22 protein-coding genes and 1 riboswitch are annotated in these 24,619 nt (G+C 68.7%); of the genes, 8 read left to right on the forward strand and 14 right to left on the reverse strand.

Features of this window, described 5'->3' with window-relative positions:
- Window position 1 precedes the first annotated feature (1 nt).
- On the reverse strand, window positions 2-778 hold the full coding sequence (locus OHA68_RS11945; RefSeq protein WP_327107699.1) for a hypothetical protein: 777 nt from the start codon (window positions 776-778) through the stop codon (window positions 2-4).
- A gap of 580 nt (window positions 779-1,358) precedes the next feature.
- Here OHA68_RS11945 and radA point away from each other — a divergent pair.
- The 3 genes from radA (at window position 1,359) to disA (ending at window position 5,052) form a co-directional block, all read left to right on the forward strand.
- Window positions 1,359-2,765, forward strand: a complete 1,407-nt coding sequence (gene radA / locus OHA68_RS11950) for a DNA repair protein RadA (protein ID WP_189137808.1) — start codon at window positions 1,359-1,361, stop codon at window positions 2,763-2,765.
- A gap of 126 nt (window positions 2,766-2,891) precedes the next feature.
- Complete coding sequence (locus tag OHA68_RS11955) at window positions 2,892-3,779, forward strand: hypothetical protein (RefSeq protein ID WP_327107700.1); 888 nt, start codon at window positions 2,892-2,894, stop codon at window positions 3,777-3,779.
- A gap of 190 nt (window positions 3,780-3,969) precedes the next feature.
- Window positions 3,970-5,052, forward strand: coding sequence for a DNA integrity scanning diadenylate cyclase DisA (gene disA, locus OHA68_RS11960; RefSeq protein ID WP_327107701.1), 1,083 nt, complete (start codon window positions 3,970-3,972; stop codon window positions 5,050-5,052).
- A 154-nt stretch (window positions 5,053-5,206) separates the two neighbouring features.
- On the opposite strand, the gene OHA68_RS11965 is transcribed toward disA, so the two are convergent.
- On the reverse strand, window positions 5,207-6,139 hold the full coding sequence (locus tag OHA68_RS11965) for a helix-turn-helix transcriptional regulator (RefSeq protein WP_327107702.1): 933 nt from the start codon (window positions 6,137-6,139) through the stop codon (window positions 5,207-5,209).
- Between the two features lie 178 nt (window positions 6,140-6,317).
- Here OHA68_RS11965 and OHA68_RS11970 point away from each other — a divergent pair, with 178 nt between their 5' ends.
- On the forward strand, window positions 6,318-7,037 hold the full coding sequence (locus tag OHA68_RS11970; RefSeq protein ID WP_327107703.1) for an SDR family NAD(P)-dependent oxidoreductase: 720 nt from the start codon (window positions 6,318-6,320) through the stop codon (window positions 7,035-7,037).
- Between the two features lie 180 nt (window positions 7,038-7,217).
- Here OHA68_RS11970 and OHA68_RS11975 read toward each other — a convergent pair whose 3' ends face one another.
- Window positions 7,218-7,904: a hypothetical protein gene (locus OHA68_RS11975; protein ID WP_327107704.1), complete on the reverse strand. Its 687-nt coding sequence runs from the start codon at window positions 7,902-7,904 to the stop codon at window positions 7,218-7,220.
- Between the two features lie 196 nt (window positions 7,905-8,100).
- Between OHA68_RS11975 and OHA68_RS11980 the strand changes: the two genes are divergently transcribed.
- The gene (locus tag OHA68_RS11980; RefSeq protein WP_407674493.1) at window positions 8,101-8,859 is read left to right on the forward strand and encodes an HhH-GPD family protein; all 759 of its coding nucleotides are present in this window, start codon (window positions 8,101-8,103) and stop codon (window positions 8,857-8,859) included.
- Window positions 8,860-8,954: 95 nt separating this feature from the next.
- On the opposite strand, the gene OHA68_RS11985 is transcribed toward OHA68_RS11980, so the two are convergent.
- Window positions 8,955-9,941 carry a helix-turn-helix transcriptional regulator gene (locus tag OHA68_RS11985; RefSeq protein WP_327107706.1) on the reverse strand — a complete coding sequence of 329 codons (987 nt, stop codon included), beginning with the start codon at window positions 9,939-9,941 and terminating at the stop codon, window positions 8,955-8,957.
- A gap of 127 nt (window positions 9,942-10,068) precedes the next feature.
- Between OHA68_RS11985 and OHA68_RS11990 the strand changes: the two genes are divergently transcribed.
- Window positions 10,069-10,755, forward strand: coding sequence for an alpha/beta fold hydrolase (locus OHA68_RS11990; RefSeq protein WP_327107707.1), 687 nt, complete (start codon window positions 10,069-10,071; stop codon window positions 10,753-10,755).
- Between the two features lie 29 nt (window positions 10,756-10,784).
- On the opposite strand, the gene OHA68_RS11995 is transcribed toward OHA68_RS11990, so the two are convergent.
- On the reverse strand, window positions 10,785-11,201 hold the full coding sequence (locus OHA68_RS11995; protein WP_327107708.1) for a cupin domain-containing protein: 417 nt from the start codon (window positions 11,199-11,201) through the stop codon (window positions 10,785-10,787).
- Window positions 11,202-11,261: 60 nt separating this feature from the next.
- Between OHA68_RS11995 and OHA68_RS12000 the strand changes: the two genes are divergently transcribed.
- Window positions 11,262-11,732, forward strand: a complete 471-nt coding sequence (locus tag OHA68_RS12000; protein ID WP_327107709.1) for a MarR family winged helix-turn-helix transcriptional regulator — start codon at window positions 11,262-11,264, stop codon at window positions 11,730-11,732.
- Between the two features lie 167 nt (window positions 11,733-11,899).
- On the opposite strand, the gene OHA68_RS12005 is transcribed toward OHA68_RS12000, so the two are convergent.
- The 6 genes from OHA68_RS12005 to OHA68_RS12030 form a co-directional block, all read right to left on the reverse strand.
- Window positions 11,900-12,838 (reverse strand): sugar phosphate isomerase/epimerase family protein, encoded by a 939-nt coding sequence (locus tag OHA68_RS12005; protein ID WP_189137800.1) that lies wholly within the window; start codon window positions 12,836-12,838, stop codon window positions 11,900-11,902.
- Between the two features lie 348 nt (window positions 12,839-13,186).
- On the reverse strand, window positions 13,187-15,688 hold the full coding sequence (locus tag OHA68_RS12010) for an ATP-dependent Clp protease ATP-binding subunit (protein WP_327107710.1): 2,502 nt from the start codon (window positions 15,686-15,688) through the stop codon (window positions 13,187-13,189).
- A gap of 1,096 nt (window positions 15,689-16,784) precedes the next feature.
- Window positions 16,785-17,117, reverse strand: coding sequence for a histone-like nucleoid-structuring protein Lsr2 (locus OHA68_RS12015; protein WP_189137798.1), 333 nt, complete (start codon window positions 17,115-17,117; stop codon window positions 16,785-16,787).
- Between the two features lie 517 nt (window positions 17,118-17,634).
- Window positions 17,635-18,123, reverse strand: coding sequence for an RDD family protein (locus OHA68_RS12020; protein WP_189137797.1), 489 nt, complete (start codon window positions 18,121-18,123; stop codon window positions 17,635-17,637).
- Window positions 18,124-18,241: 118 nt separating this feature from the next.
- On the reverse strand, window positions 18,242-19,654 hold the full coding sequence (locus OHA68_RS12025; protein WP_327107711.1) for an RDD family protein: 1,413 nt from the start codon (window positions 19,652-19,654) through the stop codon (window positions 18,242-18,244).
- Between the two features lie 86 nt (window positions 19,655-19,740).
- The gene (locus tag OHA68_RS12030) at window positions 19,741-20,310 is read right to left on the reverse strand and encodes an amino-acid N-acetyltransferase (protein WP_327109494.1); all 570 of its coding nucleotides are present in this window, start codon (window positions 20,308-20,310) and stop codon (window positions 19,741-19,743) included.
- 274 nt (window positions 20,311-20,584) lie between these two features.
- A riboswitch (cyclic di-AMP (ydaO/yuaA leader) is annotated at window positions 20,585-20,736 on the forward strand.
- Between the two features lie 6 nt (window positions 20,737-20,742).
- On the opposite strand from OHA68_RS12030, the gene OHA68_RS12035 reads away from it, so the two are divergent.
- Complete coding sequence (locus OHA68_RS12035; protein WP_327107712.1) at window positions 20,743-21,744, forward strand: C40 family peptidase; 1,002 nt, start codon at window positions 20,743-20,745, stop codon at window positions 21,742-21,744.
- On the opposite strand, the gene OHA68_RS12040 is transcribed toward OHA68_RS12035, so the two are convergent.
- The 3 genes from OHA68_RS12040 to OHA68_RS12050 form a co-directional block, all read right to left on the reverse strand.
- The gene (locus OHA68_RS12040; protein ID WP_189137793.1) at window positions 21,741-21,953 is read right to left on the reverse strand and encodes a LuxR C-terminal-related transcriptional regulator; all 213 of its coding nucleotides are present in this window, start codon (window positions 21,951-21,953) and stop codon (window positions 21,741-21,743) included. The two genes, OHA68_RS12035 and OHA68_RS12040, sit on opposite strands and share 4 nt — an antisense overlap.
- 274 nt (window positions 21,954-22,227) lie before the next feature.
- Window positions 22,228-23,709, reverse strand: coding sequence for a bifunctional lysylphosphatidylglycerol synthetase/lysine--tRNA ligase LysX (lysX, locus tag OHA68_RS12045; protein ID WP_327107713.1), 1,482 nt, complete (start codon window positions 23,707-23,709; stop codon window positions 22,228-22,230).
- Between the two features lie 125 nt (window positions 23,710-23,834).
- On the reverse strand, window positions 23,835-24,617 hold the full coding sequence (locus OHA68_RS12050) for a type III pantothenate kinase (RefSeq protein WP_189137791.1): 783 nt from the start codon (window positions 24,615-24,617) through the stop codon (window positions 23,835-23,837).
- Between the last annotated feature and the right edge of the window lie 2 nt (window positions 24,618-24,619).

A 24,619-nucleotide genomic window follows, 5' to 3' on the forward strand; every position in this document is an offset into this window, starting at 1 on the left:
CCTACTCGTCCAGCGGTCGCACCGACAGCAGCAGCCGCCCCCGCTTGCCCCGCTCCAGCCAGTACAGGCGATAGGGCCCGGGTGGCGGCAAGGCGGGAGCGCCGAACGGCACCGGAATGTTCCCTCCCCACCCCTCCCCACCTCCGGAATCCCCCCACGCCCCCGACCCACTTGGACCGCCCCCTGCCTCCTTCTCGTTGACTGAGCCACCAATGGGCATCCCGGCCTGCCCCGCCGAACCACCTAGCCCAGCTCCTGACTCCTCCCACGCCGTTGAGTCGCCCATGGAAGCCCCAGACTCCCCCCAGGCCACCGGACCACCGGGACTGGTGTCAGCCCGCGCCTGCGGTCCCGTCGGGCCGACCTCGATCTGCCCCACCGCGCTGCCGACCCGGCAGGCGGCCAGGTCGACGATCGCCTTGCGGTAGGCGTACCGCTCACCCCAGGCAGGCACGCCCCAGAACCAGATCCCTGCCACGAGTTGCCAGCCCACCACGACCGTGATGAAGGCCATCATCGACACAGCGCCGCGCCATCCCCCTTCCGGGGCGAACCCGCCATTGGTCGTGGCCCCCATCCACCCGGCCCATCCCTCGATGATCACCAAAGTGACCACCAGCACCCACCCCAGAACCGGCGGCCCCACCCACGGCCCCGTGATCAGCGCCCGCTGCGCAGGCGTCACCCCGCCGGCGGCATTCGTCTCCCATGCCTGCGGATCAACCCACACCCACTCCGCGACCGGGCCGCCCTCGTCATCCTCAACGCCACGCCGCATACCGAGCCCCTCACCGCACGGCCACTCATGACCCCCATTGAGAGCCCAGATCGCCGCGCTGTCCATCAATGCGAGCGATCAACCCACCACGCCGCACGCGAACGCCAAACCCCCGCGCCCCCTCTCGACCGCACCCCACAACGCCGCGGCTCACCCGGTCGTCAACCCCATGCCGCTGACCTCCAAGGGCCCCACAGACCGGCATCCGCAAAGCGGGCGGCCAAACCCGGGCGGGTGTCCACGGTGGATGGATGGTGCCGTACTGGTCGACCTGGTCGGCGACCGACCAGAACAGCGGACCAAGCGCCCACCGATCCACCGATCCCCCAGTCCGGTGCTGCGGTGCTGCGGGGCCCGGTCCGGCGGGGCCCGGTCCAGCGGGGCCCGGTCCGGCGGTACGGGAGTGCGACTGTGTGGCGGTGGTCCCTGTACCAACGGTGAGGGCTTCGGCAGTGACTGGGGCAAGGCGTCGGTGAGCTGGTTCGTCCGGATGGCGGGGAGTGGGCCGGGACGGGGACACCGGGGATCCGGGGGGCGGGTTGTGGGAGGAATGTCGGCGGGGAGCGCTAGCCTGCTCGGCATGGCCAAGTCAGCGCAGAAGCCCGGATACCGCTGCGCCGAGTGCGGGTGGCGCACCATGAAGTGGGTGGGCCGGTGCGGCGAGTGCCAGGCGTGGGGCACGGTCGACGAGGAAGGCGCGCGGGGCGGGGCGCACGTCGTCCAGGCCGGTGCCACCACCGCTCCGGCGATGCCGATCGGCCAGGTCAAGGCTGAGATGGCGGCCGCGCGTACGACGGGCGTGAGCGAGCTCGACCGGGTGCTGGGCGGCGGGCTGGTGCCCGGTGCGGTGGTGCTGCTGGCGGGCGAGCCGGGCATCGGCAAGTCGACGCTCCTGCTGGAGGCGGCTGCCCGCATCGCCGAGCGCGACACCGTCCTCTACGTGACGGGTGAGGAGTCCGCCGCGCAGGTCCGGCTGCGCGCCGACCGCATCGGCGCCATCCGCGACGAGCTTTATCTCGCGGCCGAGACCGACCTGGCGGCCCTGGTCACGCACGTGGAGAAGGTCCAGCCGAAGCTGCTGGTGGTCGACTCCGTGCAGACCGTCGGCTCCGCCCAGGCCACCGGAGTGCCCGGCGGGGTGACGCAGGTGCGCGAGGTGGCCGCCAATCTGGTCCGGCTGGCCAAGGAGCGCCACATGGCCACCGTGCTCGTCGGCCACGTCACCAAGGAAGGCTCGATCGCCGGCCCGCGCACCCTGGAGCACCTGGTCGACGTCGTGCTCAGCTTCGAGGGCGACCGCCACTCCCGGCTGCGCATGGTCCGCGCGATCAAGAACAGGTTCGGTCCCACCGACGAGATCGGCTGCTTCGACCTGCACGAGCGCGGCATCGAAGGCATCACCGACCCGAGCGGCCTGTTCGTCTCCCGGCGCAGCGCCCCGGTGCCCGGCACCTGCGTGACCGTCACGGTGGAGGGCACCCGGCCGCTGCCCGCCGAGGTGCAGGCCCTGGTCGCCCGCACCGACGCGCAGCAGCCCAGGCGCACCTCCTCGGGCCTCGACACCTACCGCGTGCAGATGATCCTCGCCGTGCTGGAGCGCAGGCTCAACGCCAGGCTGGGCGGCTGTGACGTGTTCACGGCCACGGTCGGCGGCCTCAAGCTGGCCGACCCGGCCGTCGACCTGTCGGTGATGCTCGCGGTGGCCAGCGCCGCCGGCGACAAGCCGCTCCCCGCCGGGCTGGTGGCGCTCGGCGAGGTCGGGCTGGCAGGAGAGCTACGCCCGGTCAAGGATGTACGCAGACGCCTGACGGAGGCGGCCCGACTCGGCTTCAAACGCGCCCTGGTCCCGGCGGGCTCCCTCGACCAGGGCACCCAGAAGCGCAACGGCCAGCGCTCCCTCGTACCAGTGGGGCCGGTCGCCTTCGCCCCGGGCTTCGAGGTGATGGAGGCGGAAAACGTATGGGACGCCCTCACCCACGTCACCTGACATCCAGGAACAGCCGCCGGTGATTCGACCCTTGACTTTTCTGGGCAGGTGGTGGGCCGGGGCAACACACCCGGGGATGGCTGATCCGTACAAGACCTGGGGGTGGGGGCGGGGGACGATGGGCGCATGAACGTGGACCTTTCCGCGGCCGAGTCGTTCATGGCCACGCACGCGCGTGTCCTGGACCGTCGCCGCTTCGAGCTGCTCATGCACCGGACCGGCCCCGCCGCCGCCCTGGCCGCCCTGGACGGCTACCGCAATGCCGACGGCGGTTATGGGTGGGGGTTGGAGCCTGATCTCCGCTCTCCGGAGAGCCAGCCGGGGGCCGCGCTGCACGCCTTCGAGGTGTTCGAGAACGTCGCCCCCGCCACGTCGCCGCAGGCCGTGGCACTGTGCGACTGGCTGGAGTCGGTGTCTTTGCCCGATGGAGGGCTGCCGTTCGCGCTGCCCCTCACCGTCTCCGCCGGCACCGCCCCCTGGTGGCAAGGCGCCGACCCCACCGTGTCGGCGCTCCAGATCACCTCCGTGACGGCCGCGGCCGCCTGGCGCGTCGCCGCGCACGACCCGGCGGTGGCCGCGCACCCCTGGCTGGAGCGGGCCACTCGCTACTGCCTGACCGCGATCGAGGCGCTCGACCAGGCGCCGCACGCGTACGTGCTGGCCTTCGCGGTGCGTTTCCTGGACATCGTGTACGACAGCCGGCCCGAGGCGGCGGATCTCCTGCGCCGCCTCAGCGCGTACGTGCCCGCGGACGGCCGGGTGCGGGTCGAGGGCGGCACCGAGAACGAGGCCCTTCATCCGCTCGACCTCGCGCCCTACCCTGACCGGCCGGCGCGGGAGCTGTTCACGCCCAAGGTGATCGGCGCCGACCTCGACCGCCTCGCCGCCCTGCAGCAGGACGACGGCGGCTGGATCGTCGACTACGCCACGATCTCCCCGGCGGGCTCCCTGGACTGGCGCGGCCACACCACGGTCAGCGCGGTCGAGGTCCTCCGCCGTAACAGCAGAATCTGATCGTACGGTCACAGCCCCATTACGCGTCACCCGGGAAACAACCCCCGATGGGCGATACGTCACGATGTCGCGACCTTTGCGGGCCCTCCTCCCACCGAAGGAGTCACCTCTGGAATCCTCGACCTGAGGCGGAGGTGGACCTCGGCCTGCGCGGCTAAGCTGGGTTTGGACGATCGGACACGGGGGTCAGGTGCCTAACGACAGGAGTCTTGACGACCGCCGTCGCGAAGCCCTGGCGGCAGTCGCCCCGGGCACACCGCTACGCGACGGCTTGGAGCGCATCCTGCGGGGTCAGACCGGTGGTCTGATCGTGCTCGGCCACAACGAGGCCGTCGAGCGGGTCTGCAGCGGCGGCTTCGAGCTGGACGTGGAGTTCTCGTCCACCCGGCTGCGCGAGCTGGCCAAGATGGACGGCGCGATCGTGATGAACGACGATCACCGGATCATCCGCGCTGCCGTCCATCTCGTTCCCGACCCGACGATCCCGACCGACGAGTCCGGCACCCGGCACCGCACCGCCCAGCGCGTGGCCAAGGAGACCGGCCTGCCGATCATCGCGATCAGCAAGTCCATGCGGACCATCGCCGTCTACCTCGACGGCATTCGTTATGTGCTGGAGGAGTCGGCGGTCATCATGTCCAAGGCCAACCAGGCCCTGGCCACGCTTGAGCGCTACAAGCACCGCCTGGACGAGGTGTCCGGCACCCTGTCCGCCCTGGAGATCGAGGACCTGGTGACGGTCCGCGACGTGTCGGCGGTGGCGCAGCGCCTGGAGATGGTCCGGCGCATCTCCGACGAGATCAAGGGCTATGTGGTCGAGCTGGGCACCGACGGCAGGCTGCTGTCGCTGCAGCTCGATGAGCTGGTCGCGGGCGTCGACTCCGAGCGTGAGCTGGTGGTCCGCGACTATCTCCCGGCGGCGGCCGGCCGCCGCCAGCGCCGCCTCGCGGAGTCCCTGCACGAGCTGGACGCCCTGTCGGGCAGCGAGCTGCTGGACCTGTCGATGGTGGCCAACGTGCTGGGCCACCACGGCGGCGACACGCTCGAAAGCCCGGTCAGCCCGCGCGGTTTCCGCCTGCTGGCCAAGGTCCCCCGCCTGCCCGCCACCGTCATCGACCGCCTGGTCAACCACTTCGGCAGCCTGCAGAAGCTGCTGGCAGCCAGCATCGACGACCTGCAGGCGGTAGGCGGCGTCGGCGAGTCCCGCGCCCGCAGCGTCCGCGAGGGCCTCTCCCGCCTCGCGGAGTCCTCCATCCTCGAACGTTACGTGTGATCCTCCGTACGCACGAGGACCGTCGGATCATCGCCGACGCAAGCGGATCCTGGTGACCGGCCTCGGTCGCCCGAAGAACCACCTGTGCTCCAGCGATGGCGAGCTCGCAGTCGAAGGTCACGCGGGCGCTGGCCCGGGGGTCCGGCCTCCGTCGTCATGACCGGCGGAGGCCGGCGAGGTATTCGCTGGGGCTCTGGCGATAACGTTTCCGGAACGCGCGGGCGAGGTGCCCGCCGTCGGCGAATTGCAGGCGCGCGGCCAGCTCGGAAACAGTCGTGGACTTCCCAGCCGTCGTCAGCGCACGGTGGGCCGCCTCCAGGCGCCGATCCCGGATGTAGGCGCTGACCGAGCGGCCCTCGGCGGCGAAAGCGCGTTGCAGCGTGCGGACGGAGACGTTCAGATGTCGCGCCAGCGCCGACGGGCTCAGCTCGGGGTCGGTGAGCCGCCGGTCGGCGATTTCTTTCGCGGCTCGGGCGAGCGCGGGAGCCAGCAGCGGTTCGCTTTCGTCGAAGCTTCCCGCGACCGCCGCCGCGGTCAGTTCGACGAGTGTGTTGCGTGCGGCGTCGACTCCGGCCGGCCGAAGCGCGGCGAGACTCTCGCGGACCATGTCGAGGTGCGCGGTCAGCAGGCGCATTTCCGCGGCACCGGCCGAGCCGGAGACCGTACGGTCGCGCAGGCGCGGAACGGCGCCGGCCGGTAGCGCGAGCACCTGGACGGTGGAGTGCGCCGCCGCGGCGAAATGGGTCAACCGCCCGCCGTGTGCCGTGAATCGACCGGCCGCCACGGCGTGCTCACGGCCCTGGCGGTTCCCGAATCGGGACACTCCCCGGCGCATGATCCACACCCGTACGTGGTCCTCCACGCCGAAGGTCCCGCCGATGGTCCGGATCGCCGACGTGCTGTCGATGCTGTTGAACATCACGTCCCGGACGCGCATCCCGGCGGAACGGAAGCGGAAGCCAGTGGCCGACTCCGGGCTGAAGGAGGCCAGCGGGAATCGATTCCCGATCCGGGCGTCCCACTCGCGCATGAAATCACCGACAGCTCCCGGGCCGCCCGCGTTGAACGAGAGGATGCCGGTCGTCATGTCGCAAACCTTCCGTCCTGGTTGTCGCGCCGATCCAAGCGGCGGCCTTCATGATCCACGTAGGTTTGGTCAACGATCCTTCGTCGATCCGGTGCCGGGTCGTCGGCCGATGCCGGCCCCGGCGCACCCTCGCCACGTCGAGAAATTCAATCCGAACGATACAGTCGAGGTCCCCTTCATGAACACGATCGCCGTCATCGGCGCGGGCCCGCAGCTCGGGCGCGCCATCGGGCAACGCTTCGCGGCCGAGGGCTTCAACGTGGCACTCGTCGCGCGTGACCGTACGAGGCTGGAAGCGGTCGCCGACCGCATCGCCGCTGAGGGTACGCGGGTGGAGGTCTTCCCCGCGGACGTCACCGACCGGCCGGGCCTGCAAGCGGCACTGGCCGCCGCCGCGGAACAGCTCGGGCCGATCGACGTACTGGAATACTCGCCCGCTCCGACACCGTCCGACCTGACCGCCGCGCCGATCGTCGATGCGGCCCACGTCACCGTCGACGCGCTGCTCCCCCACCTGGACACGTACCTGCTCGGCGGGGTGGCGGCGGTGAACCAGGTGCTGCCCGGCATGCTGGAACGCGGCTCCGGGACCATCCTGGTGACCAGCGGGGCCGGCTCGGGACCGATCATCGTGCCGCAGGTGGCGAACGTACAGATCGCCACCGCGGGCATGCGGAACTGGATCCTGAACCTGAACGCGGCGCTGTCCGGCACCGGCGTCTACGCCGCCCATGTCGCTATCGCGGCCTACATCGGCCAGGGCGGTCCCGCCTCCGAGCCCGAGGCCATCGCCGAGGCCTACTGGCGGCTCCATGGCGAGCGGGCCGAGGCCGAGCTGTTCTACGACGACCTACCGGACGGTTTCCAGGGCTTGGCCGACAAGTTCCAGGATTCCTGACTCCCCGGCGTTCACTGCCCTCCGTGCCACGTTGTCGTCACTGGCGGGGCGCTTCCGATGGCGGGTCCTCGGGCGTGCAGTCCTGACTTGTCGTCCCGGTCTGGCTCGTCTACGCCTTCGCCGTCCAGCCGGCGCTCGGCACCGGTGCGCCCGACCCGACCGGCCTCGGGAGCTGATCGGTCAACGCAGGTGGAAGACCCCCTTCGGGCTTCGGAGCTTGCCCATGTGCGCCACCGCGACGTACGTGCCAGGCAGGGCGTTCGGCGGGTCGGTGCGGCAGTCGCCGCTGGAGCGGCGGCGGTCCCAGTCGAGCGAGCGAACGTAGGGGACGCCGCGTTGCAGCTCCTTGACCTCGACTCCGGCGCCGCTGACACAGTCGGAGGTGGACCAGATCCGGTCCTCGCCCGAGGTGATGCGGATCTCCATGGCTCGCGGCCCTACGTCGGTCTTGCACATGACCGGGCCGGTGTTCACGACCGTGATGAGGAAGTTGGGGCGGGTGCCTCCGGCGTAGATCTCCTGCTTGCCTTGCAGGCCGATCACCAGGTTCGCCTCCGCGCAGGGCTCTCCCGGGCGGTGCGCCTGTGCCTGTGCCTGCGGGGTGGCCTTGGTGACGCTCGGCTTGGGCGTGGGGCTGGCCGTACCCATGGCGAGAGTGCGCAGTCCGGCCAGCAGCGGATCGGTGGCCGGCGTGGCGCTCTCCGAGGACTGGGCGCTGGACTTGCGCTCGGGCCCGCTCCCGCCGCTGGAGCATGCCCAGGCCACCACGGCCACCACCACAAGCACTCCGACCAGAACGCTCATGCGCCGCCGCCAGTAGACGTCGCCTCCGAATCCAGGGTCGCCACGCATCGTATCGGGGTCCATGAGCACAGCATGTTTAATCGCCCGGCCACTCAGCGTGACGACACGCCGCGCCTTGCCATCTCCACATACGCTAGGGCGCGTGCTTGAGCCGAAACTCCTACACCTTCCCATTCTGGAGTGGTACGAAAACAACGCCCGGGAACTCCCTTGGCGCACCGACGATTCGACCCCCTGGGGCGTGCTCGTCAGCGAGATCATGTTGCAGCAGACTCCGGTCGCCCGGGTGCTGCCGGTGTGGCTCGAATGGATGGCGCGCTGGCCCGCTCCGAAGGCACTGGCGGCCGAGCCTCCCGGCGAGGCCGTCCGCCACTGGGGCAGGCTCGGCTACCCGCGCCGGGCGCTGCGGTTGCACGCCTGCGCCAAGGCCATCGTCGCGGAGCACGACGGGCAGGTGCCGTCGGACCACGCGACACTGCTCGCCCTGCCGGGCATCGGCGAATACACCGCCGCCGCCGTCGCCAGCTTCGCCTACGGCGGCCGGCACGCGGTGCTGGACACCAACGTCCGCCGGGTGTTCGCCCGAGCGGTGCGGGCCGAGGAGTATCCCCCCACCGCCACGTCGGCCGCCGAGCGCCGGCTGGCCGAGGCGCTCCTGCCGGAGCTCGGCGCCGCCCGCTGGGGGGTCGCCGTGATGGAGCTGGGCGCCCTGGTCTGTACGGCCCGCAGCCCGCGATGCGCCGACTGCCCGATCGCGGGAGCATGTGCCTGGCGCCTGGCCGGCAAGCCTCCGCACGCGGGCCCGGCGCGCAAAGGTCAGTCGTACGCGGGCACGGACCGTCAGTGCCGAGGCCGCCTGCTGGCGGTGCTGCGCTCGGCGCACGGCCCGGTGCCGAAAGCAGCGCTCGACGTGGTGTGGGACGAGCCCGTACAGCGAGAACGCGCCCTCGACGGCCTCATCACCGACGGCCTGGCCGAGCACCTGGACGACGGCACCTACCGCCTCCCGCACGCCTGAGAGGGCATCGCGCCCACGGCTTCTCGCCCTGCTCCAAGCTCGAATGCCTGGTCAGCCAGGGCATCCTCGTGGATACCGAGCCGAAGATCATTCGCTCAGCCTCGTCCCTGAAGCCCCCGACCCGGGTCGTCCATGAGCTGACCCCCCAGGGCTGCGGCGAGACGCGACGCGAGCCTCGCGATGGCGGCACGCAGTTCCGGCCCGCCCTCGACACGGAAGGGGAACGGCACGTTCGCCAGCCACTCCTGCGCGTACATCGTCGGATTGCTCGTGCTGCCGACGAGCACGCACCCGTCCCTCGACGGTTCGAGCCTTCCCATCGGCGGCCGGATCCAAGGCGCCACCTCGGCCAGGGGAGCGTCGAACACGACGCGCGTGGCGAATTCCCACCCGGCGCCCAGGTGCTCCTCCAGCGCCGCTACCGGGTCGAGGTCGTCGGGCGGCTCGAACGTGTGCGTACTGCGCTGAACCTGGCGGACGCGGTCGATCCGGTAGGTGCGGACGGCGTCCGCGTGGTGGGAGTAGCACAGCAGGTACCAGCGCCCGTGACGGACGACGACCGCCCAGGGATCCACCTCAGCCTTCCACTGGTTGCCGGACTCGCTCCGGTAGGCGACCACCACGCGCCGCCGGTCCGCGATGGCGGCCACGAGTGTGCTGGTGGTGGCGAGATCCGGACGGGCCGCGAACCGGTCGGGCGCCGCCGACGCATACTCACGCAGCGCCGCCGCCTGCCGGCCGACACTCTCGGGCAGGGCCCGGATGACCTTGTCCAGAGCGGCACCGACATCGGTGGCCGTCGGCTGGCCGTTGAGCACCGCCATGACCAGGCCGAGCGCCTCGGGCTCGGTGAAGGCGACCGGAGGCAGCCGCGTCCCGCGCCCGAGCCGGTACCCCCCGTAGGGGCCGCGGGCCGACTCGACGGGGATGCCCGCCTCGCGGAGGATCCCGATGTACCGGCGCGCGGCCCGCTCCGTGACGCCCAGACCGGCGGCGAGCTCGCCGGCCGTCACCCCAGGGCGGGCCTGGAGGGTCTCCATGGCGCGCAGGGCTCGTGCGGTGGGACTGAGATCGGTCGGCACACGAGCACATTACGAGGTCACGTAATGAACAGGAAGTAGAACGTCCGGAATCGGTCCTAGCCTGACGTCCTGACCGAGTTCCGCGGGCAGGACCTCGCCGGAACGCTCCGAGGAAAGAGAACTGACCATGGATATCCTGCTCATCGCCGGCCTGTGGCTCGACGGATCCGCGTGGGACGACGTCGCGCCCGCCCTGCAGGCGCTCGGCCACCGCCCCGTGCCGATCACCCTGCCCGGGCAGGGTGACGGATCCGCCTTGGCCGCTCTCGACGACCAGGTGGCAGCCGTGCTCGCCGCCGTGGACTCGGCGTCAGGAACGCCCATGGTGGTGGGGCATTCCGCTGCTTGCACCCTGGCCTGGCTGGCCGCCGACGCGCGCCCGGAGCGGGTCGCCAAGGTCGCGTTCGTCGGCGGCTTCCCGGCCGCCGACGGGCAGCCCTACGCCGACTTCTTCGAGCTGAAGGACGGCGTCATGCCCTTCCCCGGCTGGGGTCCGTTCGAAGGACCGGACTCAGCTGACCTCAGCGAGCAGGCAAGGCGCGACTTCACGTCCGCGGCGATCCCCGTCCCTGCCGGGGTGACGAAGGGCGTGGTACGCCTGACGGACGAGCGACGGTTCGACGTACCGGTCCTCGTCGTGTGCCCCGAGTTCGCCCCCGCCCAAGCTCAAGAGTGGATAGCCGCCGGTGACGTGCCCGAGCTGGCCAAGGCCAAGCACCTTGACCTAGTGGACATCGACTCGGGCCACTGGCCCATGATCACACGGCCTGCCGAACTCGCCCGGCTCCTGGCCGCCGCGGCCCCCGAGGTCTGACGCGGCCGCCGGCCATCGCTCCGCGCTGATCAGCACGCCCAGGGCAGCGGCATCCGCTCGGTTCCTTCGGGGACGAGGTCGCAGGCGCCGTCGGCCACGAGGCCGCCCGGGTTGTAGACCTGCACCCCGGCGGGAGCGGACACGATCGCGGTGAAGCCACGCTCGGCGTCCCCGAACATCTGCCGCAGCACGTCCGCCGCGAGCACCAGGGTGTCCCCCGCGGCCACCTCGTACCGTTCGCGGCCCACCTGCACGACACACCCACCGTCCAGCCAGGTCCACACCGACTCGCGGTCGAAGGCATGCAGCGGGCCCACCATCCCCGGCAGAGCGTCCACCCGCCACACGGACTGGCCGGCCGCACCCTGGGTGGGCGAGGCGAGGGTGGTCATGACGCCGTTCGGCGTCTCGATCCGGCGGGCCTGCGCGTCACGAATGACAGTCACAGCCGTCCTCCACTAAGATAGACAATGTCGTTGCCTATATAGTGAACCAGGTTGTCTATCATGTCAAGCGAGTCCCCCGGCTTCGAGCTGCCCCTGCGTCTGCTCCTGGCCTTCCGTGTGCTGATCGACGAACTCCACGCCGAGCTCGGCCGCCAGGGACACCCCGACATTCGCCCCATGCACGGCTTCGTCATGCAGGCCATCGGCCCGCACGGGACGACGGCCGTCGAGCTCGGCCGTACCCTCGGCGTCACCAAACAGGCGGCGGGCAAGACCATCGAGACCCTGGAACGCATCGGCTACGTCCAGCGCACCCCCGACCCCGACGACACCAGGCGCAAGGTCGTCCGCCTGACCCCCTACGGCCTGGACGCTCTCAATCGCTCCGCCCGCATTTTCGACGACCTACGCGCCAACTGGGCCGCCGAGCTGGGCGCGGACCGGCTCCAAGCCCTTGAGTCCGACCTCCGCAAGATGACCCCGGCCACCCTCTGGCGGCTCGACACCCCCGGGTGGTTCGGCACCCTCTGACAGAGATGACGCAGGTGAGCAGGCTCCGACCCACCCTCTGACCGACCTCGGGTCTTCAACGGGATCCGCCGGCCTGAGCGGGAGGTGCTCACCCCGCACCACCGGTGCTTACTCGCACCACCCCACCAGCGCTTACCCGCACCACCACCGGACGTGGCGTGGTGACCTCAGGCGGCCAGTTGCAGGCCCAGGCTGCTGAGGTTGGTGCGGGCCCAGTCGAGCTCCTCGGCCAGGAGCGACACCAGGGCACCGGGGCCCTTGGCGCGGCCCGGGACCATCAGGTTGTGCGTTTCGACCTCGATGTGCGCGCTGCCGTTGACCGCGCCCGACAGCATCGCCGTGAGCGTGTCGTGGAGCACGGCTCCGGTGTTGAGCGTGCCGCCGGCGTGGCTGTGCACATGGCCCAGCTTGACCACCGGCGCACCGGCCTCGGCCAGGCCGCGCAGGGCCGCACCAGGCTCCTCGGAGCCGCAGGCGAGGTGACAGGCGTCCAGGCAGATGCCCAGGTGCTCGGAGCCGATCCCGCCCACGCGCTCCAGCGCCTGCTCGGTCGTCTCCAGCACACACCCGGGCCACGGCTCGAAGCCGACCCTGATGGTCTTGCCGGTGACGCTGTAGATGCCGCGCAGCTCGCGGGCCAGCCGCTCCAGCCGCCGGGTGGCGATGGAGTGAAGGTCGGCGGGCCAGTCGCGGCGCCAGCCGATCGGTATCGTGGAGATGCTGCCGAACCGGACGTCCTCGGGCAGCAGAAACGCCAGGATCTTGGCCAGCGCCATCGTGTAGCGGTAGCGCTCGGGCTTGGCCCAGTCGGGGCCAGGCACCTCCTGGTTGCGGCCGCCGGTGCCGTTGAGGCTGACGACCTCCAGGCCACGCTCCTCCAGCGAGCGGCGCAGCCGCACCAGCTCGATGCGGTCGGCGGTGAGGTGGTCGGCCACTGTGGGCGACAGCCACAGGCCGACGCCCATCCGCTCCACGCCAAGCCGCTTGCGCACCGGGACGGCGTAGCGGGTCAGGTGGGCGATCAGGTTCTCCAGGTCCTCAGCGGGGTGAACGCCTGCGTTATAGGCGAGGTGAACGAGCGTTCCGTCAACGTGACGCAGGCGCATCGGCTTCCTCCACAACTTGCATCGGTTGTCCCCTCGCCCGCTTGAGGCTCGCGCGGACCCTGGCGAGCATGACTGCTCACGGGTGGCGCACGCGTCCGCCCTGAGTTGATTTCGTACTACTCCCCAGGGAGCAGTCCCTCCGACCGTAAAAGCGCGCTCTTGCGGCTGGCTTGGGAAGGACTTGGCGAAGCTCTACGCAGTGTAGTACTACTTCTGGTGGCGCGCATAGCCGAACTGCCAACATTTCGGCAACGGTCGCCGTGAAACGCCTGGCACCGACCCTGGACAGCAAGAAACCCCCCGCGTCCTGGACACGAGGGGTTTCTTGGCGCGCTCGGCGCTGAACCGTCAGCTCTGGATCGAACCGGCGATCGCCGCGGCCGAGTCGGGAATCTGCGGGACGTCCTCGCCCACGAAGAGGAACTTGGCGTTGTCGCCCTCGCCCTCGATCGTGACCTTGACGACCTGCCCCGGACGGAGCTCGCCGTAGAGGATCTTCTCCGACAGGGAGTCCTCAAGCTCGCGCTGGATCGTACGGCGCAGCGGCCGTGCGCCCATGACCGGGTCGTAACCGCGCTCGGCAAGCAGCTGCTTGGCGTCGGGCGAGACGTCGAGCCCCATGTCGCGGTCCTTCAGGCGAGAGTCCACCTGGGCGAGCATCAGATCCACGATCTTGATGATCTCGTTCGGCGTCAGCTGGTGGAAGACCACGATGTCGTCGACACGGTTGAGGAACTCGGGCCGGAAGTGCTGCTTGAGCTCTTCCTGGACCTTCGACTTCATCCGGTCGTAGTTGGAGTCGGCGTCGTTGGACTTCGCGAACCCGACCCCGATGCCCTTGGAGATGTCCCGGGTGCCGAGGTTGGTGGTCATGATGATGACCGTGTTCTTGAAGTCGACCACCCGGCCCTGGGCGTCGGTCAGGCGACCGTCTTCCAGGATCTGCAGCAGCGAGTTGAAGATGTCGGGGTGGGCCTTCTCGATCTCGTCGAACAGGACCACGGAGAACGGCTTGCGCCGCACCTTCTCGGTGAGCTGACCGCCCTCTTCGTAGCCGACGTAGCCGGGAGGCGAGCCGAACAGCCTGGAGACGGTGTGCTTCTCCATGAACTCCGACATGTCGAGGCTGATCAGAGCGTCTTCGTCGCCGAAGAGGAACTCCGCCAGAGCCTTGGACAGCTCGGTCTTACCGACACCGGACGGACCGGCGAAGATGAACGAGCCGCCGGGACGCCGCGGGTCCTTCAGACCGGCGCGGGTGCGCCGGATGGACCGCGACAGGCCCTTGATGGCGTCGTCCTGGCCGATGATCCGCTTGTGGAGCTCGTCCTCCATGCGGAGCAGGCGCTGCGACTCCTCCTCGGTCAGCTTGAAGACCGGGATGCCGGTGGCCGTCGCCAGGACCTCTGCGATGAGCTCCTCGGTGACCTCGGCCACGACGTCCATGTCGCCGGCCTTCCACTCCTTCTCCCGCCGCTCGCGCTTGAGCTGGAGCTGCTTCTCCTGGTCCCGGAGGGCAGCCGCCTTCTCGAAGTCCTGCGCGTCGATCGCGGACTCCTTGTCCCGGCGGACGTTGGCGATCTTCTCGTCGTACTCGCGCAGGTCCGGCGGAGCGGTCATCCGGCGGATGCGCATCCGGGAACCGGCCTCGTCGATGAGGTCGATCGCCTTGTCGGGAAGGTAGCGGTCGCTGATGTAGCGGTCGGCCAGCTGCGCGGCGGCGACCAGCGCGCCATCGGTGATGGAGACCCGGTGGTGCGCCTCGTAACGGTCGCGCAGACCCTTGAGGATCTCGATCGTGTGGCTGAGCGAGGGCTCGGCCACCTGGATCGGCTGGAACCGGCGCTCGAGAGCGGCGTCCTTCTCCAGGTATTTGCGGTATTCGTCGAGCGTGGTGGCGCCGATGGTCTGCAGCTCACCACGGGCCAGCATCGGCTTGAGGATGCTGGCGGCGTCGATCGCGCCCTCGGCGGCACCCGCACCCACGAGCGTGTGCAGCTCGTCGATGAACAGGATGATGTCGCCGCGGGTGCGGATCTCCTTGAGCACCTTCTTCAGGCGCTCTTCGAAGTCGCCGCGGTAACGCGAGCCGGCCACCAGAGCACCGAGGTCAAGCGTGTAGAGCTGCTTGTCCTTCAGCGTCTCGGGCACCTCGCCTCTGACGATCTTCTGCGACAGGCCCTCGACGACGGCGGTCTTGCCGACGCCAGGCTCGCCGATCAGCACCGGGTTGTTCTTGGTCCTCCGGGAGAGGACCTGCATGACCCGCTCGATCTCCTTCTCACGGCCGATGACCGGATCCAGCTTGCCCTCACGGGCGGCCTGGGTCAGGTTGCGGCCGAACTGGTCGAGCACCAGGGAGGTCGACGGGGCCGACTCCTGCGGGCCACCCGCGGCGGCCGGCTCCTTGCCCTGGTAACCGTGGAGCAACTGGATGACCTGCTGCCGCACACGGTTGAGATCGGCTCCAAGCTTGACCAGCACCTGGGCGGCCACACCCTCACCCTCACGGATGAGCCCGAGCAGGATGTGCTCGGTGCCGATGTAGTTGTGACCCAGTTGCAAAGCCTCACGGAGCGACAGCTCGAGGACCTTCTTGGCCCGCGGGGTGAACGGAATGTGCCCCGACGGAGCCGACTGGCCCTGGCCGATGATCTCCTCGACCTGCTGACGCACACCCTCAAGGCTGATGCCGAGGCTCTCCAGAGCCTTGGCGGCTACGCCCTCACCTTCGTGGATCAAACCAAGAAGAATGTGCTCAGTGCCGATGTAGTTGTGGTTGAGCATCCTGGCCTCTTCTTGGGCCAAGACGACAACACGCCTCGCTCGGTCGGTGAACCTCTCGAACATCTCGTCGCTCCTCACAGAGCGGTCAGTCAGGCCGGTTAATCCGGTCCCGTCATCCCGCATGCTAGCCCTGGCTCGGCAAACCTTGCCCTCTGCCGCTGACACGCTCTATAGCAGACACGTTCCCCGAGAGCAGGGCCTTCACCCTCTATCCAACTACCGTTCGGGGGTCACATGTTCCCGATACGCCGCAAGCGAACGATGTTTAGGGCGCTCGCCGGAAGTGGGTGAAATTCCCCGGTGACGGCGCGGGCAGATCGGCACGGATCCACTGGCGGACGCCGTGTCGGACAGGCCTGGGGTCGGTCTCGCCCTCATCTTGGTGCCGCGTCCGTAACTCTTACCCCTGCCATCGTATGCGCTGATGCAAACGCAGGCCAAGCGGCTGTGGAACGTATCACCCAGGGCGTAATCACAGCCGTCTGGTCAGGATCGTTACCGATGGCGCCGCAGGCCCCGCCGCGTACCCGGCCAGGATGGCGTGGATTACGGACCTCCGGCGTACAAGCCGGGGAACGCGCGCGCCGAAACGAGGGGCGGAATGAGTGCGGCGAGTGCTCTCGCGAGCCCCTTGGGGCGAGAGTTCACTTGAACGGCTTCACGTGAAACGCCCGCCCTGTGAAGAACGTCCCGTGGAGAACGTCCTGTGGGATCCCGTGGAGAACCTCTGGGGCCGTGGAGAACGACGTCCTGTGGAGCCCTGGAGAACGTCCGGACTGAACCGCCGGCGTGGGAACGCTCTCATGGCCGGATTCTCGCGACCGCCGGCCATAACGCGATCACAGTGACGATCGGGCTTGCCGCCATAACGGCGAATCCCGCCTCCCCGGCACGGCCGGCAGGGGAAGCGGGAGCGTCGGGATGTCCGGCGGGAAAGGGGGTGAGGCCGGGCGGCAGATCAACAAATGCCGCGCATTCCTCCGGGATCCCCGCCGTCCACGGGGAAAGTCGGGCCCAAATGCCCACTTCGACGAAGAATCAGAAGATCAACGGGAAAACCGTCCACCATTTGAGATTCGGTCTAGAAATGATCATGCGCTTATGGCGGCCGCCGGGGTCCTAGGCGATCGGCATAAGCGCATGTCGGTGAGCCGGCTCCTTAGTGGGCCGCCTCGTACTTCTCTACGACGGTGGAGGCGATACGGCCTCGCTCGCTGACCGGCAGCCCATGAGCCTTGGCCCACTGCCGGATCTCAGCGCTCTTCTCGCGGCTCATCGCCCGCTGCCCGCCACGTCCACGACGGCGCGTCGATACGGCACCTGCCCGGCGAGCGTGCTGCACGAAAGGCGTGAGGGAGTCCCGCAGCTTCTTGGCGTTAAGGTCGCTGAGGTCAATCTCATAGGTGGAGCCGTCAATAGCGAAGCTGACCGTCTCATTGGCCTCGCCCCCATCGAGGTCATCGATGAGAATCTCCTGGATCTGCTTGGCCATCTACGCAATCCTTTCCCGGAGCATTGTTTCATTCGCCTGAGCCAAACATATACCCGGAAAGGCGTTAAGACAATTCAGAGCTGCAGTGATTCGCTGAGCCGCTGATCAGTTGCGGTTCTCGGCCTGATCCTGGCGGTTTGGACGCCGTCCAGCGCCCTCGGAGCGCACCAACTTCACCACGCCAAAGATGAAGGCGCCGCCCACGACGACAGGTGGGATGAGCGCCGACAATACGTCTGTTACGGCTTGCATTCGTCCTCGTCTCCACAGCGGACCGGGGTTTCAGGAGCGTTTATACACACGTCGCGGGGGAGCTGGGGCCACCCGGCCCTCATGTCGCCCGAGGTGAGAGCACCGCCCGCACCCGACCATAGCGGCACACAGATGCCCACAGCCTGGCAGGGGGCACCAACATCCGGCAACCCGGACGCCCATAGCCTAATGCCAGTCTCTCCAGGCTCCTTACCGGATCAAGCGGAAAATTTGGTGAAAAGCCATCGGGCCAGGTACGTGCGCCTCAGCGAAGATCTTTGACCACCAGCGTTCCCGCGAGTCTGTCATGCGGTCCGCGCTGGAGTGGCTTGTCGATCAAGATGAGCAGACCGACGCCGAACACGAACATTCCGGCCAGCAGATTGACCACCGGAATGCCCATCACCATAGCGGGCGCCGGATAGAGCAGGGCTCGTTTGAGCCGGTCGCGCGGCGGAAGGTCGCCCGGCGCAACCCGAATCTTCATGATCGCCTTCCCGAAGGTCCGCCCGCCCCGGGAAAGTTGCCACCAGTCGTAGGCCGTATATGCCAGCCCCGCGAGCACCCATGCGAACACGGCGGGCAAACGTCCCTCGAACGCGTCCAGAACCCCGACAGTTCGGAAGATGCCCCATAGCGCAATGAACAGAATGTAATAGAAGACGCCGAAGACGAGCGCTTCAATGAGTCTGGCGACGAGTCGTTCCCACCATTCAGCGGGCATCAGGTCCACCTGCGGCGGTGTCCCGGTCATAACCTCACCTCAACGATCGCAGACCCGTCAGAGCCCTGCCTGTCCCCATTCTGGTACCGGATCGAGGCACAAAAACAGGGGCCGACGGGATGCCGGCCCCTGTTTCGCTTGATCTCGGTTACTTGATCTTGACCACCACGGTGCCGGCGAACTTGTCGGCGAACGTCTGCTGCAGCGGCTTGTCCCAGAGCTGGGAAGCGGCATTCAGGCCCACGACGATCACCCCGAGCAACGGGCCGACGAACGGGACGATGCCGAGCACATAACCACCCCAGGTGCCTCCGGCGCGCTTGAGCGCCAGGTCGGTCGGCAGCCCGCCGGGCGGCAGCGCCTGACCCACCGGGACGACCTTGATCCCCATCACCATCTTGCCGAGCGTCTGCCCGTTCATCTTGGTCATGAAGAAGTCGTAGGCCACGTACAGCGCCGTCAGGATGGCGTACTGGATGAGCCCCGCGAGGAAGGAGGAAGCGCCCACGAAGCCACTCGTGGCGCCGGTGACCGAGCTGTAGCTCGCGACGAACAGGGCGGTCGTGATGAGGGTGACCAGGAAGGAGATGACGCCGAAGATGACGCCGTCGATCAGACGGGCCACCAGCCGCTGCCACCACTCCGCGAGCGGAGCCGGGGCCCCGGGCGGCTGCACCCCGACCGGCTTGCCGTACGACTGCCCGTAGGGCTGCTGGCCGTAGCCCGGCTGGCTGTACTGAGGCTGCTGGCCGTAACCAGGCTGGCCGTAAGCCTGCTGCTGCCCATAGTCAGGCTGCTGCTGGCCGTAACCCGGCTGGCCGTAGCCCTGCTGCTGGCCGTAGTCCGCCTGCTGGCCGTAGTCAGGCTGCTGCTGCCCATAACCGGGCTGGCCGTACTGCGGCTGCTGACCGTAACCCTGCTGGCCGGAAGACGGCTGCTGGCCGTAGCCCTGCTGGCCCGAGGGAGGCTGCTGGCCGTAGCCCTGCTGGCCCGAGGGGGGCTGCTGGCCGTAGCCCTGCTGACCGGAAGACGCCTGCTGGCCGTAGCCCTGCTGGCCGGACGGAGGCTGCTGGCCGTAGCCCTGCTGCTGGCCGTACTCGGGCTGCTGCTGGCCATAGCCAGGCTGCCCGTACCCCTGCTGCTGCTGCCCGTAGTCCGGCTGGGACGCCGGCTGCTGGCCGTAGTTGGCCTGCTGGCCGTAGTCGGGCTGGGACTGCTGGCCGTACCCCTGCTGCCCGTAGCCCTGCTGCTGGCCGTAGTCAGGCTGGGACGGCTGCCCGTAACCAGGCTGTCCGTACCCCTGTTGCTGCTGACCGTAGCCCTGCTGCTGGCCGTACTCGGGCTGCTGCTGGCCATAGCCAGGCTGCCCGTACCCCTGCTGCTGCTGCTGCCCGTACTGGGGCTGCTGGCCATAAGCGTCGTCAGCCCGGTAACCGACGATGGTCACGTCGGGGTCGGGCTCGCCCTGCTGGCGTCCCGTGCTCTGCCCGTATTCAGGATTCCCGTACGGCGGGTTTTCGCCGGAGTTGTCCTGAGGATACGGAGGCTGTCCTGTGCTCACCGTGTCACCTCGCTTCGAGTGCGCATGTGGCACGTGTCAGGGCACATGCCTGTCCTGGCCCAAGGTATCGACATAGGTATCAACAATCACCTTTCCCGTTGGTCAAGGACCTCGTCACCCGACGCCAGGTGGAGCAGCATACGTGTGTTGCCCAGGGTGTTCGGCTTGACGTGCTCCAGGTCCAGGAACTCGGCCACACCCTCGTCGTAGGAGGCCAGCAACTCGGCATAGACCTCAGGTGAGACCGGGGTGCCCTGGATGGTGCGGAACCCGTGCCGGGCGAAGAAATCGACCTCGAAGGTCAGGCAGAAGACGCGCTGCAGCTCCAGCTCTCTGGCGGTGTCGAGGAGGGCCGAGACGATCCGGTGGCCGATGCCCAGACCCCGGGCCTCCGGGTGGACGGCGACCGTGCGGATCTCCGCCAGGTCCTCCCAGAGCACGTGCAGGGCCCCGCACCCGACGACTTCCCCGGCGAGCTCGGCGACCCAGAACTCCTGCACGTCTTCGTACAGGGTGACGGTCGCCTTCTCCAGCAGCCGGTGTCCGGCGCCGGCGTAGGTGTCGACCAGGAGTTTGATGGTCCGGACGTCCGGGGTTCTGGCACGCCGGACGACGACCTCTGTCTCTCGGACGGTGAGTTCGGCGACCTGCTCCATGGACGTCCAGCGTACAGATGTCATTACGGCTCAGCCCTAACTCTCACCTCTGCCCCAGCCTGTTACCTCTTGTGTTCGCGCGAGCACGCTTACGTTTGCGCGGTTCCTACAGACCCAACATAGGGCAAAGAGGACATAAATCCCTTTCTGTACGGGGTGTCACGAGATCACCTTGTGACCCTTCGGTTGTGAAACCTCTACAGACTCTGCAGTTCCGGTTGAGCAGGAACCTGGAGTGCATTAGTGTCCAGCGACGATGTCCCCCGCGATTCTCGTACGGGACGCGCCCAATCCCCGCAGGGGAGCCGGGGAACCACCAGGGGTGCCGCACGGCACCACCAGGGGTGAATCCGAGCTTTTGGCTCGGTAGGGCTGCTTCCGGCCCGAACCCGTCAGCTAACCCGGTAGGCGTCGATGGAAGGAGCTCGGTCGGTGAAGCGCAGCGGGACCAAGGCAAGAGGGGTCCTCAGGTTCGGCATCGCGGGCGTGACGGCCGCCGCGCTGCTCATGGCCGGCCCACTCGGTTCCGCCTCCGCCGACCCGGAGCCCTCGCTCAAGAAGCTCTCCAAGCAGGTCGAGGAGATGCACGTCGAGATCGAGACGCTGACCGAGAACTACAACGGGCAGCGCGAGAAGCTCAAGGCGGCCCAGAAGTCCGTACAGAGTGCCAAGAGGACGCTGGCGGCCAGTGAGTCCGTGCTGCGGACCAAGCGCTCCAAGGCGATGATGCTCGCGCAGAACGAGTACATGACCGGCGGGCTCGGCAACGCCCTGAACTTCGCCGGCTCGCAGGACCCCGAGAACTATCTCACCAGGGCCGCCACCACCTACGCGCTCCAGCAGCAGCAGGGTGCGGAGGTGCTCCAGCTCACCAAGGCCATGAAGGCGGCCGAGCGGGCCAGGGCGGGCGCCAAGGCGCGCATCGACGAGGTGACGGGGATCGTCCAGGATCTCGGCACCAAACGGGACAAGATCGTGAAGCTCGTCGCCAAGGTGGAGAGCAACCTCTTCAAGCGCGCGCTCGGCGAGGCCGGCCGGCCGGGCACCGCCGCGACCCGCGTGAGCCTGCCCATCCCCGGCTCCGGCAAGGCCGCGCAGGCCGCCCAGTGGGCGCTCACCCAGCAGCTCAAGCCCTACATCTGGGGCGCCGAAGGCCCACGTGGCTATGACTGCTCAGGCCTGGTGATGGCGGCCTATCAGCGCGTGGGGATCTCGCTGCCGCACTACACCGGCGACCAGTGGACGGCGGGCAGGCACATCCCGAAGGAGGAGCTGCGCGCCGGCGACCTGGTCTTCTTCTACAACGACCTGCACCACGTCGGCATCTATCTGGGCGGCGGCATGATGGTGCACGCGCCGCAGACGGGTGACGTCGTGCGCATCGCGTCCATCGCCAGGCGCCCCTACGCCGGCGCCGTCCGCATCGCCGACTAGATCAGCTGACGGCGTGCCGCCCAGGCCACCGCCTCGATCGCGGTGGCCACGCCGATGCGATCACAGATCCCGCGCAGTCTTCGGCGCACCGTCCGCCCGCTGATGTCCAAGCGCCGTCCCACCCGATCCACCGTTACCCCCTTGGCGAGCTCGGCCAGCAATGCGAGATCGGCATGGCTCAGCTCAACGCCTTCAGTGAGCACATTCATCGGGAGCCCTCCCTCCCAACAGCACGACTCGGAGACGTCGTTGATCCGAGTGACGCTGCTCGTCCCGCCAGACGGTAAACGCATGCGGGAAAGGTCGTCAAGCACGAGATCGGCTTCACTTGACGCACCCCGCCGTAGGTGAACTACTCGCATATATCGGCAAATATCCGGGCGCAATGACCATCGTGGTGACGCTCCGCCGTCCCGCGAACCGCCTCGGACGACACCCGGGACAGCGGGGCCGCCCGCCTCCCGGGCCGGCGGAGCCACTCGCTCAGCCGGTCGGCCGCACCAGCGGGAACAGGATCGTCTCGCGGATGTTACGGCCGGTGAAGGCCATGACCATGCGGTCGATGCCGGCGCCCATGCCACCCGTCGGCGGCATCGCGTATTCGAGGGCCTGCAGGAAGTCCTCGTCGAGCTGCATGGCCTCCGGGTCGCCGCCCGCCGCCAGCAGGGACTGCTCCACCAGCCGGCGGCGCTGCTCGATCGGGTCGATGAGCTCTGAGTAGGCGGTGCCCAGCTCGGTGCCGAACCCGATCAGGTCCCACTTCTCCGTCAGCAGCGGATTGTCCCGGTGCTGACGGGTCAGCGGGGAGGTCTCCAGCGGGTAGTCCATGACGAACGTCGGCTGGATCAGGGTGTGCTCCACGAGCTCCTCGAACAGCTCCTGGACCAGCTTGCCCTGCCCCCACTTGGCGTCCCAGTGGACGTCGTGCTTGTCGGCGAGCGCGCGGACCCGCTCCAGCGGGGTCTCGGTGCTGAGCTCCTCGCCCACCGCCTCCGACACCGCGTCGTACAGTCTGATCCTGGGCCACTCGGGGATGCCCAGGTCGACCTCGACGCCGTCGTGCACCACCACGGAGGTGCCCAGCGCGGCGACCACGGCCTTCTGGTACATGCGCTGGGTCAGGTCCGCCATGTCGTTGTAGTCGAGGTAGGTGCCGTAAGCCTCGATCATGGTGAACTCGGGGTTGTGCGTGGAGTCCGCGCCTTCGTTGCGGAAGTTGCGGTTGATCTCGAAGACCTTCTCGATGCCGCCCACGACCAGCCGCTTGAGGTAGAGCTCGATGGCGATGCGGAGGTAGAGCTCCATGTCGTAGGCGTTGATGTGGGTCTTGAAAGGCCGGGCCGCGGCGCCCCCGTGGATGGGCTGCAGCATCGGCGTCTCGACCTCGAGGTAGCCCTCCTCGTGCCAGAAGTCGCGCACCGCGCGCACGGTGGCGCTGCGGATCCGGGCCATCTCGCGGGCCTCGTCGTTGACGATGAGGTCGACGTAACGCTGGCGCACCCGGGCCTCGGGGTCGGTGAGGCCGACGTGCTTCTCCGGCAGCGGGCGCAGGCACTTGGCGGTGATCTGCCAGCTGTCGGCCAGGATGGACAGCTCGCCGCGGCGGGAGGTGATGACCTCACCCTCGACGCCCACGTGGTCGCCCAGGTCGACGTCGTGCTTCCAAGCCGCCAGGGACTCCTCGCCGACCTTGTCGAGCGAGATCATGACCTGCAGGTCGCCGCTGCCGTCGCGAAGCGTGGCGAAGCAGAGCTTGCCGCCCACCCGGTTGAGCATGACGCGTCCCGCGACCCCGACCCGGTCGCCGGTCGCGGCGTCGGGCTCAAGGCTCTGGTATTTCTCCCTCACCTCGGCATTGGTGGCCGTACGAGGAAAGTTGACCGGATAGGGGTCGACGCCCTGACTGCGAAGGCGGTCGAGCTTCTCCCTCCGGATGCGCATCTGCTCAGGAAGTTCTTCGCTCACACCACCAAAGGGTAGGGGATACGGCCACCTGCAAGCCGTCGTCGGCCCCCTGCAGGGGCGCCGCAAGCGCTCCCGGTTACCAAGGACGCACGAGCGGTCCCCTTCCCGAGCAGGGGGCCGCTCGGCTAAGCGGTGTTGCGGGCGTAGACCAGCCGCAGGCCGATCAGGGTCAGCCACGGCTCGTGCACGTCGATGCAGCGGGACTCGCCCACCACCAGCGCCGCGTGCCCGCCGGTGGCCACCACCGTCACTTCCTCGGGGTCCTCGGCCAGCTCGGCGGCCATCCGCTCGACGATGCCGTCCACCTGACCGGCGAAGCCGTAGATGATGCCCGCCTGAAGCGCTTCGACGGTGTTCTTGGCGATCACCGAGCGCGGCCTGATCAGCTCCACCTTGTGCAGTTGCGCACCGGCCGCGGCCAGGGCGTCGACGGAGATCTCGATGCCGGGGGCGGTGACCGCCCCGACGTACTCCCCCTTGGCGGACACCGCGTCGAAGGAGGTGGCGGTGCCGAAGTCGACGATGATGCACGGGCCGCCGTACTGGTCGATGGCGGCCAGCGCGTTCACGATGCGGTCGCTGCCCACCTCTTTGGGATTGTCCATCCGTACGGGCACACCGGTGCGCACGCCGGGCTCGACGATCACCGCCGTGACGTCGCCGTAGTAGCGGCGGCACATCTCGCGCATCTCGTTGAGCACGCTGGGCACGGTGGAGCAGATGGCGATGCCGCCCACGTCGGCCCCCTTGAGCAGCGGCGACTGGCCGAGCAGCCCCTGGAGGACGACCGCGATCTCGTCGGCGGTGCGGCGGGCGTCGGTGGCCAGCCGCCAGTGCTCGATGACGTCCTCGCCGTCGAAAAGACCGAGCACCGTGTGCGTGTTGCCGACGTCGATCGTGAGCAGCATCG

The organism is Nonomuraea glycinis (assembly GCF_035920485.1).
Lineage (GTDB): Bacteria > Actinomycetota > Actinomycetes > Streptosporangiales > Streptosporangiaceae > Nonomuraea > Nonomuraea glycinis.